The 12,340-nt window shown below is 45.0% G+C and carries 10 protein-coding genes and 2 tRNA genes; all 12 read left to right on the top strand.

Translation table 11 applies throughout. The features are described 5' to 3' along the window. Positions 1-20 precede the first annotated feature (20 nt). Complete coding sequence (ftsH, locus tag L4D05_RS01265) at positions 21-1,991, top strand: ATP-dependent zinc metalloprotease FtsH (RefSeq protein WP_428792807.1); 1,971 nt, start codon at positions 21-23, stop codon at positions 1,989-1,991. 67 nt (positions 1,992-2,058) lie between these two features. After that, positions 2,059-2,889, top strand: a complete 831-nt coding sequence (gene folP, locus L4D05_RS01270; RefSeq protein ID WP_428792808.1) for a dihydropteroate synthase — start codon at positions 2,059-2,061, stop codon at positions 2,887-2,889. A 20-nt stretch (positions 2,890-2,909) separates the two neighbouring features. After that, entirely contained in the window at positions 2,910-4,247 is a 1,338-nt protein-coding gene (gene glmM / locus L4D05_RS01275) for a phosphoglucosamine mutase (RefSeq protein WP_428792809.1), read from the top strand. Positions 4,248-4,538: 291 nt separating this feature from the next. Further along, positions 4,539-4,877 carry a preprotein translocase subunit SecG gene (secG, locus tag L4D05_RS01280; protein ID WP_250615707.1) on the top strand — a complete coding sequence of 113 codons (339 nt, stop codon included), beginning with the start codon at positions 4,539-4,541 and terminating at the stop codon, positions 4,875-4,877. A gap of 13 nt (positions 4,878-4,890) precedes the next feature. Then, a tRNA-Leu gene (locus L4D05_RS01285) sits at positions 4,891-4,975 on the top strand. A gap of 55 nt (positions 4,976-5,030) precedes the next feature. Then, positions 5,031-5,107 (top strand) — tRNA-Met (locus L4D05_RS01290). Positions 5,108-5,352: 245 nt separating this feature from the next. Beyond that, the gene (gene rimP / locus L4D05_RS01295) at positions 5,353-5,808 is read left to right on the top strand and encodes a ribosome maturation factor RimP (RefSeq protein ID WP_428792810.1); all 456 of its coding nucleotides are present in this window, start codon (positions 5,353-5,355) and stop codon (positions 5,806-5,808) included. A gap of 33 nt (positions 5,809-5,841) precedes the next feature. Further along, positions 5,842-7,329 carry a transcription termination factor NusA gene (gene nusA / locus L4D05_RS01300; RefSeq protein WP_265673714.1) on the top strand — a complete coding sequence of 496 codons (1,488 nt, stop codon included), beginning with the start codon at positions 5,842-5,844 and terminating at the stop codon, positions 7,327-7,329. Positions 7,330-7,351: 22 nt separating this feature from the next. After that, on the top strand, positions 7,352-10,069 hold the full coding sequence (gene infB / locus L4D05_RS01305; RefSeq protein ID WP_428792811.1) for a translation initiation factor IF-2: 2,718 nt from the start codon (positions 7,352-7,354) through the stop codon (positions 10,067-10,069). Between the two features lie 99 nt (positions 10,070-10,168). Next, a complete protein-coding gene (rbfA, locus tag L4D05_RS01310; RefSeq protein WP_265673716.1) occupies positions 10,169-10,564 on the top strand; it encodes a 30S ribosome-binding factor RbfA in 396 nt (131 codons plus the stop codon). Continuing rightward, positions 10,564-11,511: a tRNA pseudouridine(55) synthase TruB gene (truB, locus tag L4D05_RS01315; protein WP_265673717.1), complete on the top strand. Its 948-nt coding sequence runs from the start codon at positions 10,564-10,566 to the stop codon at positions 11,509-11,511. The genes rbfA and truB overlap by 1 nt, the downstream gene beginning before the upstream one ends. 271 nt (positions 11,512-11,782) lie before the next feature. Continuing rightward, positions 11,783-12,052: a 30S ribosomal protein S15 gene (gene rpsO, locus L4D05_RS01320; RefSeq protein WP_005598021.1), complete on the top strand. Its 270-nt coding sequence runs from the start codon at positions 11,783-11,785 to the stop codon at positions 12,050-12,052. Positions 12,053-12,340: the final 288 nt, after the last annotated feature.

Consider the following 12,340-nt stretch of genomic DNA (forward strand, 5'->3'; position numbering starts at 1 on the left):
GGACTGACACCTTGAGTGACATGGCAAAGAATTTAATTTTGTGGTTAGTCATCGCCGTTGTGTTGATGTCGGTATTCCAAAGCTTTGGACCTGGCGAAAGCAATGGTCGAGCGGTAGATTACACCACGTTCGTACAGGAAGTTGGCAATGGCCAGATTCAAGAAGCGCAGTTTAAAGACAGCGAGATAACCTTTACTCGCCGTGGCGGTAGTCGTTTTGTGACTTACATGCCGGTTTATGATCAAAAACTTCTTGATGACCTTATCAACCAAAACGTAAAAGTTTCAGGTACACCGCCAGAAGAACAGAGCCTGCTAGGCACTATCTTTATTTCGTGGTTCCCAATGATTCTTCTTATTGGTGTTTGGATTTTCTTCATGCGTCAAATGCAAGGCGGCGGTGGCAAAGGCGCAATGTCCTTTGGTAAATCCAAAGCTCGTATGATGAGTGAAGAGCAGATCAAAACTCTGTTTTCTGACGTTGCAGGTTGTGACGAAGCAAAAGAAGACGTGAAAGAGCTGGTGGATTACTTACGTGATCCAAGCCGATTCCAAAAACTCGGTGGTAAAATCCCAACGGGTATTCTTTTAGTCGGTCCTCCTGGTACGGGTAAAACCTTACTTGCAAAAGCCATTGCGGGTGAAGCAAAAGTACCGTTTTTCACGATTTCAGGTTCTGACTTTGTTGAAATGTTTGTCGGTGTCGGCGCATCTCGTGTACGTGACATGTTCGAACAAGCAAAGAAAGCCGCACCGTGTATCATCTTTATCGATGAAATCGATGCAGTTGGTCGCCAACGTGGCGCAGGTGTGGGTGGTGGTCATGATGAACGTGAGCAAACACTAAACCAAATGCTTGTTGAGATGGATGGTTTTGAAGGTAATGAAGGCATCATTGTTATTGCCGCGACTAACCGTCCAGATGTACTAGACCCAGCATTACTTCGTCCTGGTCGTTTTGACCGTCAGGTTGTGGTTGGCCTTCCAGATGTACGTGGTCGTGAACAGATCCTTAAAGTGCATATGCGTAAAGTGCCATTGGCATCCGATGTTGAACCATCATTGATTGCTCGTGGTACACCTGGCTTCTCTGGTGCTGATCTTGCTAACCTTGTGAACGAAGCTGCTCTATTTGCCGCTCGTGGCAATAAGCGTAATGTCTCTATGGTCGAGTTTGAACTGGCGAAAGACAAAATCATGATGGGTGCTGAGCGCCGCTCTATGGTGATGTCGGAAGAGACGAAAGCGTCAACAGCGTATCACGAAGCGGGTCACGCAATTGTTGGACGTTTAGTGCCAGAGCACGATCCTGTATACAAAGTGTCTATCATTCCACGTGGTCGCGCACTGGGTGTGACCATGTACTTGCCAGAACAAGATCGTGTTAGCATGTCTCGTCAGCATCTAGAGTCTATGATTTCTAGTTTATATGGTGGTCGACTAGCGGAAGAGCTTATTTACGGTAAAGACAATGTTTCTACTGGTGCATCAAACGATATCGAACGTGCAACAGATATCGCTCGTAAGATGGTGACGCAGTGGGGCTTCTCTGAAAAACTTGGTCCACTTCTTTATGCGGAAGAAGAAGGTGAAGTTTTCCTAGGTCGCGGCATGAGTCAAGCAAAGCATGTTTCTGACGAAACGACTCGATTAATCGATGAAGAAATTCGCGTATTAATTGACCGCAACTATGACAGAGCGAAACAAATCCTTGAAGACAACATGGATTTGATGCACGCAATGAAAGATGCGCTCATGAAATATGAAACCATCGATGCGGGTCAAATTGATGACTTGATGGAACGCAAAGAGACCATTCGTGAACCAGCTGGTTGGGGTGACCAAGCCAACGCTCAAGACACTTCAAAACCAGAAGCTAAGAGCGAGCCTGCGAAAGCAGAGGCAACGCCGGAGCCTGAAGTAGCAGAAACTAAAGCTGAAGATGTTGAAGATAACAGTTCAACTACATCCTCAAAAAAAGATTCTGAGTAGTCTTTAATTATTAAGCCCCGAGGATCTCTCGGGGCTTTTTTCGTTTATACAGCCATGATTTATTGCCATGTTATTAAATGCTAATAATAAAACCCTTTATTTAGATCGCCCGCAAATTATGGGCATCCTCAACGTGACACCTGACTCTTTCTCCGATGGTGGCCAGTTCAACTCTATTGATAATGCGCTTGAGCAAGCGGCTGCAATGATCCGAGCCGGTGTGACTATTATTGATGTGGGTGGTGAATCCACACGACCGGGCGCGCCCGACGTTGCGCTAAGTGAAGAGTTGTCACGTGTTATTCCTGTTATCCAGGCTATTCGTCAACATCATGATGTTTGGATTTCAATTGATACTAGTAAAGCTGAAGTAATGAAACAGGCGGTTGAAGCAGGGGCTGATATCATCAATGATGTTCGGGCGCTGCAAGAGCCCGGTGCTCTTGAAGTGGCAGCCGCGGCTAATGTCCCTATTTGTTTGATGCATATGCAAGGTCAACCGAGGACAATGCAGCAGGCACCGACGTATCATGATCTGCTTAAGGACATTCAAGACTTTTTGGACGAAAGAATTAGAGCTTGTGAAAGCGTGGGTATCGCAAGAGAGCAGCTTATTCTTGATCCAGGCTTTGGTTTTGGTAAGACCCTGGAACACAATTATCACTTGCTGGCCCATCTTGATAAATTTCACCAGTTCGGTTTGCCCGTGTTGGCGGGGATGTCGAGAAAGTCGATGATATTTAAATTACTCGATAAAAAACCTGCCGACTGTATGGTCGGAAGTGTCACTTGTGCAATACTCGCAGCACAAAAAGGCGCGCAGATTATTCGAGTTCACGATACAAAAGAAACCATCGAAGCAATGGCTATTGTTGAGATGATGCAGAACAATATATAAAAATAGAAAAAGGAAATTACATGTCACAACGACGTTATTTCGGTACTGATGGTGTGCGCGGTAAGGTAGGACAATATCCGATCACACCTGATTTTGTACTAAAGCTTGGCTGGGCTGCTGGACGTGTTCTTGCAAAGCAAGGCACAAAAAAAGTCATTATTGGTAAAGACACCCGTATTTCTGGTTATATGCTGGAATCAGCATTAGAGGCTGGTTTATCGGCTGCGGGGCTAAAAGCCATTTTTACCGGACCATTGCCGACTCCTGCCGTGGCGTATTTGACGCAAACGTTCCGTGCAGAGGCGGGGATTGTTATCTCTGCCTCTCACAACCCGTACTATGATAATGGCATTAAATTCTTTTCTTCCGAAGGAACAAAGCTTCCTGATGCAATTGAGCTTGCGATTGAAGCTGAACTCGACAAAGACATTGAATGTGTCGAATCTGCGCAATTAGGTAAAGCAAGTCGCTTGAATGATGCGGCAGGCCGTTATATTGAGTTTTGTAAAAGTACTTTTCCGCACGACTTAGATTTATCGGGCGTGAAAATTGTTATCGACTGTGCACACGGTGCCACATACAAAATTGCACCAGCAGTCTTTAGTGAACTAGGTGCAGACTTGATTGTTATGGGCGCAGAACCCGATGGTACCAATATTAACGACAAAGTGGGTGCCACTGATGTCGCCGCGTTGCAAGCTCGTGTATTGGAAGAGCAGGCAGTACTTGGTCTTGCTTTTGATGGTGATGGTGACCGTATCATTATGGTTGATCACTTAGGCAATAAGGTTGATGGTGACCAAATTGCGTACATCATTGCTCGTGATGCGCTGCGCCGAGGAGAGCTTAAAGGTGGCGTTGTAGGGACGCTCATGACCAATCTTGGTATGGAAAACGGTTTAAAGCAGCTGGGTATTCCATTTGTCCGTGCAGCTGTAGGTGACCGCTATGTCATGGAACAACTGCTAGAAAAAGGCTGGAGAATTGGCGCAGAAAATTCAGGTCATGTTATTTTGCTAGATAAAGTCACCACAGGTGACGCGATTGTTGCTGGCTTACAAGTGTTGGCATCGGTGGTTGGCTCGAAAATGTCACTTAATGAACTCGCAAGCGGCATGACACTTTATCCGCAAGTGCTTATCAACGTTAGATTTAGTGGCGACGCAAACCCACTTGAAGCAGAAGCGGTTAAACAAGCTGTGTTGAAGGTAGAAAGTGAATTAGCGGATAAAGGCCGAGTCCTGTTACGTAAATCAGGTACGGAGCCATTGCTTAGAGTCATGGTGGAAGGTGAAGATGATGCCCTAGTGAATCAATCAGCACAATATATTGCAGATGCCGTTAAAGCGAGTTGCTAATCACAAGCGATGGCTGTGATAGTTAAGGGGAACAACATTGATTTATTGGTCACCCTAGACATTCATCATCGTGAGTTTTTGTCGAAATGAGCCTAATTGCCCCTTTTTTGAGCGTTTAGGCTCTAAAGCTACGGTTTTTCTTATTTTTATCTTGTCAGTCAGTGCGGCATTCGTTAGTATTGCCACCGCCTTCTCTTAGGAGGTCATAGCCAGGTTTTCTAAATATGGTGAATACTTCACTATTACGAAGAAAGCAGCGCTGGCTCAACAATTAGGAACATAGGTGGACATATGATTCAAGTTCTACTTGTGATTTACCTGTTGGCTGCGCTTGGTGTTATTGGCCTAGTGTTGATTCAACAAGGTAAAGGCGCAGACATGGGAGCCTCATTCGGTGCTGGCGCGTCAAACACAGTGTTTGGTGCTAGCGGCTCAGGAAATTTTCTAACCCGAATGACTGCAATTTTTGCAATTGTATTCTTTGTTATTAGCTTAGTGTTGGGTAACATGTATACCCACAAAGGCGAGTCTCAATGGGTTGACCCTTCACAAGGTCAAGTTATTGAACAGCAAGCTGATAATACTGTGAGTGAAATTCCTGCTAAATCAAGCGACGAAATTCCTCAATAAGCGAACAGCTTAAGCCGAGATGGTGAAATTGGTAGACACGCTAGCATGAGGTGCTAGTGCCTTATGGTGTGAGGGTTCGAGTCCCTCTCTCGGCACCATTATTTATAAACTTGTAATACAGTTTGTTGAGCGTATAATGCACAGCAAGTCGGACGCGGGGTGGAGCAGTTTGGTAGCTCGTCGGGCTCATAACCCGAAGGTCGTCGGTTCAAATCCGGCCCCCGCAACCAATACTTTCTAAGTGTTGATGGATTGCAAGTTTAGCAGTGTGAAAAAATCACTGCACATTAAGGAAATAAATGAATAACTTTTTAAGTTTGCCATTTATTGCGTATCCTTAATGCATCAGGGTCCAGCAACAAAAAACCCCGACTTTTTCGGGGTTTTTTGTTATCTGAGCTTTTTAAAGTTCAGGTATGTGTGCTTGGGATTTAAATTGGGCTTTAAGCCCTTTTTTTGTTTCTGGAGTGGTTAAATGACTGGTTTAGAAAGACAACTTACAGAATTACTTGAAGCTCCGGTTGAAGCTTTGGGTTACGAATTGGTTGGTTTAGAGTTCATCCGTGCTGGTGAGCATTCAACGCTTCGTATGTATATCGACCATGAAAATGGTATCACCGTTGATGATTGCGCAGAAGTGAGTCGTCAAACAAGTGCAGTGATGGATGTCGAAGATCCAATTACGGTGGCTTACAACCTAGAGGTGTCTTCACCTGGTCTTGAACGTCCACTGTTTAAAGCAGCACACTACGTACAATTCATTGGTCACGAGGTCAACATCGTTCTCAAAATGGCTGTGGGTAACCGTCGTAAGTGGAAAGGCATTATCCAATCTGTTGATGGCGAAAACATCACAATCCTTGCTGATGGTAACGAAGAAGAAATGGTGCTTAGCAACATTTCTAAAGCTAACCTGATTCCTAAATTTTAGGTCCCTAAAAAAGAAAGCTTAGAGGCTAGATAAATGAGTAAAGAAATTTTAGCGGTAGTTGAGGCGGTTTCTAACGAGAAAGCGGTACCTCGTGAACGTATTTTCGAAGCGTTAGAAACAGCGCTAGCAACATCAACGAAGAAGAAGCACGAACTAGAAATTGAAGTTCGCGTTGAAATTGATCGTAAAACAGGTGAGTTTGTGACTTACCGCCGTTGGATGGCTGTTGCTGAAGTAGAAACGCCAACAACAGAAATCTCAATTGAAGCAGCACAATTTGAAGACGAATCTGTTCAAATTGGCGACTACGTTGAAGATGAAATTGAATCGGTGACGTTTGACCGTATTACGACTCAAACAGCGAAGCAAGTTATCGTACAGAAAGTTCGTGAAGCTGAACGCGCTCAAATCGTTGAACAATTCATTGATAACGAAGGTGACCTAGTTACCGGTGTTGTTAAGAAAGTGACTCGTGAAACGATCATTCTTGACCTAGGTAACAACGCGGAAGCGGTTATCCTACGAGATGACCAATTGCCACGTGAAAACTTCCGTCCAGGTGACCGAGTTCGTGGTTTACTTTACGCTGTTCGCCCTGAAGCGCGTGGTTTCCAACTATTCATTACTCGCTCTAAGCCTGAAATGCTAGCTGAACTATTCCGTGTTGAAGTGCCAGAAATCGCGGAAGAGCTAATTGAATTGAAAGCAGCAGCTCGTGATCCAGGTTCTCGTGCTAAGATCGCTGTGAAAACTAACGACCGTCGTATCGACCCTGTTGGTGCGTGTGTTGGTATGCGTGGTGCACGTGTACAAGCTGTTTCTGGTGAGCTTGGTGGTGAACGTATTGATATCGTGCTTTGGGATGATAACCCGGCACAATTTGTTATTAATGCGATGGCACCGGCAGATGTTGCTTCAATCATTGTTGATGAAGACGCACACGCAATGGATATCGCGGTAGAAGCGGATAACCTAGCGCAAGCGATTGGTCGTAACGGTCAAAACGTTCGTCTTGCTTCTCAACTGACTGGTTGGGAGCTGAATGTAATGACAGTCGCTGACCTGCAGAAGAAACACCAAGAAGAAGCGTCTGCTTCAATTGAAAACTTCATGAAGTATCTTGATATTGAAGAAGATTTCGCGCAGATGTTAGTAGAAGAAGGTTTCTCGACTCTAGAAGAAGTGGCGTACGTGCCAGTGAACGAGCTTCTAGACATCGATGGCCTAAACGAAGAAATCATTGAAGAACTTCGTGGTCGTGCTAAAGACGCACTAACGACAATGGCTCTTGCACAAGAAGAATCATTTGAAGGCGTTGAGCCAGCTGAAGACTTACTAGCATTAGAAGGTCTTGAGCGTGAAATGGCATTTAAACTGGCTGCTAAAGGTGTAGCAACTCTTGAAGATCTTGCAGACCAAGGTGTCGACGAGCTTGAGGGTATCGAAGGATTAACAGAAGAACGTGCTGGTGAACTTATCATGGCTGCACGTAACATTTGTTGGTTCGGCGACGAAGAATAATAATCAGCAAGGAGGTAGTTGCATGACAAAACTTACGGTTAAAGCACTTAGCGAAGAAATTGGTACGCCAGTTGAACGCCTAATTGAACAACTTGCTGATGCTGGTCTTAAAAAATCAGAAAGTGATCAGGTTAATGATGATGAGAAGCAAACACTTCTTACACACCTGAAAAAAGAACATGGTGATACATCTGGTGAATCTGAACCAACGCGACTAACGCTACAACGTAAAACACGTAGTACGTTATCTGTTGCCTCTGGTGGTGGTAAGAGCAAAGATGTACAAATTGAAGTACGTAAAAAGCGTACTTATGTAAAGCGCAGCGCTATTGACGAGCAAGAGAAACGTGAAGCTGAGGAAGCAGCAACACGTGAGGCGGAAGAGCGTGCACAACGTGAAGCCGAAGAGCTAGCCAAACGTGACGCTGTAGAGAAAGCACAGCGCGAAGCTGAAGAGAAAGCAAAGCGAGAAGCTGAAGAAAAACGTGCAGCAGAGGAAACTGCTAAACGTAAAGCTGATGAAAAACGCAATGCAGATTCAACAGATCAAAAGCGCGACGAAGCGGAAAAGGCCAAGAAACAAATGAACGCAAAGAATGCTGAAGCGAAAAAAGAAGCTGACGAGTTGAAGCGCCGTCAAGAACAAGAGGCACAACGTAAGGCTGAAGCGGAAGCCGCTCGCCTCGCAGAAGAAGCGAAGAAGTTGGCTGAAGAGAATGCTGAGCGCTGGTCTGAGCAAGAGAAGAAGTCGAAAGAAAGCGAGAAAGGTGACTATCACGTAACGACTTCAACTTACGCTCGTGAAGCAGAAGATGCTCAAGACCGTAGCGAAGAGAAAACGCCTCGTCGTCGTAAAAAGAAATCAACGCAAGATCGTGATGATTCTCGCGGTGGCCGTGGTGGTCGTAACCAACGTGGTCGTAAAGGTAAGTTGGCGAAACCTAGCTCAATGCAGCATGGTTTTGACAAGTCTGCACAAGTTGCTAAGCAAGATGTTGTTATCGGCGAAACGATTGTTGTTTCTGAGCTGGCACAAAAAATGTCAGTAAAAGGCACTGAAGTCATCAAAGTAATGATGAAAATGGGTGCAATGGCGACAATCAACCAAGTTATTGACCAAGAAACAGCAGCGCTTGTTGCTGAAGAAATGGGTCACAAAGTGGTTCTTCGTAAAGAAAACGAACTTGAAGAAGCGGTACTATCTGACCGTGATGCAACGTCTGAAGCCGTATCTCGTGCTCCAGTTGTTACTATCATGGGTCACGTTGACCACGGTAAGACATCTACACTTGACTACATTCGTCGTACGCACGTAGCGTCAGGTGAGGCGGGTGGTATTACTCAGCACATCGGTGCATACCACGTAGAAACTGAAAACGGTATGATTACCTTCCTTGATACTCCTGGACACGCCGCATTTACTGCTATGCGTGCTCGTGGTGCTCAAGCGACGGATATCGTTGTTCTAGTTGTTGCTGCAGATGATGGCGTAATGCCACAGACTGTTGAAGCTATCCAACACGCGAAAGCGGCTGGCGTACCTTTGATTATCGCGGTAAACAAAATTGATAAAGAGGGTGCAAACCCAGATAACGTTAAGAATGAGCTTGCTCAATACGACGTTATTCCTGAAGAGTGGGGCGGTGAGAACATCTTCGTTCATATCTCTGCAAAACAGGGTACAAACATCGACGGTCTTCTAGAAGCAATTCTACTTCAATCTGAAGTTCTAGAGCTAACAGCGGTTGCTGATGGTATGGCTTCTGGTGTTGTGGTTGAATCTTTCCTTGATAAAGGTCGTGGTCCAGTTGCAACTGTACTTGTTCAGTCTGGTACACTTCGCAAAGGCGATATCGTTCTTTGTGGTCAAGAATACGGTCGTGTACGTGCGATGCGTGATGAGATTGGTAAAGAAGTCTTTGAAGCGGGTCCATCTATTCCAGTTGAGATTTTAGGTCTTTCTGGCGTGCCGTCATCTGGTGATGAAGCAACGGTTGTTCGTGATGAGCGTAAAGCTCGTGAAGTAGCGAACTACCGTCAAGGTAAATTCCGTGACGTGAAACTTGCTCGTCAACAGAAAGCGAAACTAGAAAACATGTTCTCTAACATGACTGCTGGTGACGTTGCTGAGCTAAATGTAGTACTTAAAGCAGACGTACAAGGTTCTGTTGAAGCTATCGCAGACTCACTATTGAAACTTTCTACTGACGAAGTGAAAGTGAACATCGTAGGTTCTGGTGTTGGTGGTATTACTGAAACTGACGCATCACTTGCTGCTGCTTCAAATGCGATCATCCTAGGCTTTAACGTACGTGCTGATGCTTCTGCTCGCCGTGCGATTGAAAATGAAAACCTAGATCTTCGTTACTACTCAATCATTTACCAACTGATTGACGAAGTGAAACAGGCAATGGGCGGTATGCTTGCTCCTGAATTCAAGCAAGAAATCATTGGTCTTGCTGAAGTACGTGACGTATTTAAGTCTCCTAAACTTGGCGCTATTGCAGGTTGTATGGTTACTGAAGGTACAATTAAGCGTAATAACCCAATCCGCGTTCTTCGCGATAACGTTGTAATCTACGAAGGTGAGCTAGAATCTCTACGCCGCTTCAAAGACGACGTTCAAGAAGTTAAGAACGGCTACGAGTGTGGTATCGGCGTTAAGAACTACAACGATGTTCGCGTAGGCGACCAAATCGAAGTATTCGAAATCGTTGAGATTAAACGTACTCTAGATTAATTGACAAAATAGCTGCTGACTTTTTTAATTAGTAGTAATGGTTGTTAAATACACCATGGGGGGCGCAAGCCCCCCATTTTTCCTATAGTGAGAAAAGAAATGTCAAAAGAATTTAGCCGCACGCAACGCGTGTCGCAGCAATTGCAAAAAGAACTGGCGCTTATTCTACAGCGCGAAGTTCGTGACTCTCGCATTGGCATGGTGACGATTTCTGATGTGGAAGTATCACGTGACCTAGCATATGCCAAAGTTTTCGTTACTTTCCTTTGTGTTGGTGAGCAAACACCAGAGTCGTGTCTAGCGGCTCTAAAAGAGCATGAAGTACCAGTACGTATGGCGCTTGGTAAGCGTATTCGTCACCGTCTAACGCCTGAGGTTCGCTTTACTTACGACAACACATTGGTTGAAGGTATGCGCATGTCTAACCTCGTGAGTGAAGTGTTGAGTGATGACAAGCGTAAACAAAAAGAAGCAGGTCGCGAGGACGAAGAGTAATGGCTCGTCGTCGTAAAGGTCGTCCAGTTCATGGGGTTATCTTGCTGGATAAACCAACCGGGATTTCGTCAAACGATGCTTTGCAAAAAGTTAAGCGACTCTACTTCGCTCAAAAAGCCGGTCATACGGGCGCTCTTGATCCGTTAGCGACAGGCATGCTGCCAATTTGTTTAGGTGAAGCAACGAAGTTTTCTCAGTTCTTACTGGATTCGGATAAACGTTATGTTGTGAAAGCTAAGCTTGGTGAGCGTACTAATACGTCCGATTCTGACGGTGAAGTCGTTGAAACTCGTGAAGTGAATGTAACGCAAGAGCAACTTGAACGATGTGTCGCTAGTTTTAAAGGCGAAACCGATCAGGTTCCTTCTATGTTCTCAGCATTGAAGTATCAAGGTCGCCCGCTCTATGAGTATGCCCGTGAAGGTGTTGAGGTTCCGCGTGAGTCTCGCAAAATCACGGTGTATTCCATCGAACTATTGCGTTTTGAAGGCGATGAGATTGAAATGGAAGTCCATTGTTCAAAAGGGACTTACATTCGAACCATTACCGATGATCTTGGCGAAATGCTAGGTTGTGGTGCGCACGTGACTTACTTGCGTCGCACAGGGGTTGCAAAGTACCCATACGAGAAGATGGTGACGCTGGAGCAGCTCAACGAGCTATTAGTACAAGCTGAGCGCGAAGAGATTGCTCCTAGAGAACTTCTTGATCCACTGCTTATGCCAATGGATACGGCGGTTGAAGACTTACCGGAAGTGAACATGAATGCGGAACTGACCGATCTTGTTCAGCACGGTATGCCAGTGCAAGTCTCTGGAGCACCATCTGAAGGCACAGTGCGTATGACGAGTGGTGACGAGAAGTTGTTCATTGGTGTCGCAACCATTGACAGTAATGGCAAAGTTGCACCAAAGCGTTTGGTCGTGTTTTCTGAAGAAACAGAATAACGGCTTGCTATAAGCGCTAGATAGTCTATTTGATCTAACTTACTGTAAACGTTAAGTAAGATTTGGCTAGATTATGCAGACGTAAAATTAAAGGGTGAGTGGGATTGAACCTACTCGCCTTTATTATTTTAATCTACGTTAGCGAGAGTATTTTAACTGACGTTAGCTATTGCACCCTTCGATAAACTTCCCTATAATTCGCGCTTCGCGTAGCGGCTGAATCAGAGATTGGCTGCTACAACTATAAACCTACTCTTATTAGGAGAGCATTATGTCTCTGAATGCAGAAACTAAAGCAGCAATCGTTGCAGAATACGCACAATCTGAAGGCGACACTGGTTCACCAGAAGTACAAGTAGCACTACTTACTGCTTCTATCAACCACCTTCAAGGTCACTTTAAAGCTCACAAAGGCGATCACCATAGCCGTCGTGGTCTACTACGTATGGTTTCTAGCCGTCGTAAGCTTCTAGACTACCTTAAAGGTAAAAATCTAGCTCGCTACCAAGATCTAATCAAACGTCTAGGTCTACGTCGCTAATAAGCGTCTGCATAGAACAGTTTGTATAAAAGGGGCTATATGCCCCTTTTTTGATGCCTAAATTTCGCTGTTATTAGCACAATCCGCATTAAGTAGTTTATACTACGTCCCGTTGGAGCCGACTGACAGGTTCTAATGCTCCACTCATTGCATTGCAGTCCAATTAGTCGACCATTAGGTCGCGACTATTCCAAGTTAGCTTAGGCGTTATCCTCTAGGTGAAACATGCTAGAAGAGAAACCCTTAGGCGATTTGCACTAGTCGCGATATGTGATGCCTTGAGCCAAT

The sequence above is a fragment of the Vibrio nomapromontoriensis genome (genome assembly GCF_050337205.1).
Lineage (GTDB): Bacteria > Pseudomonadota > Gammaproteobacteria > Enterobacterales > Vibrionaceae > Vibrio > Vibrio nomapromontoriensis.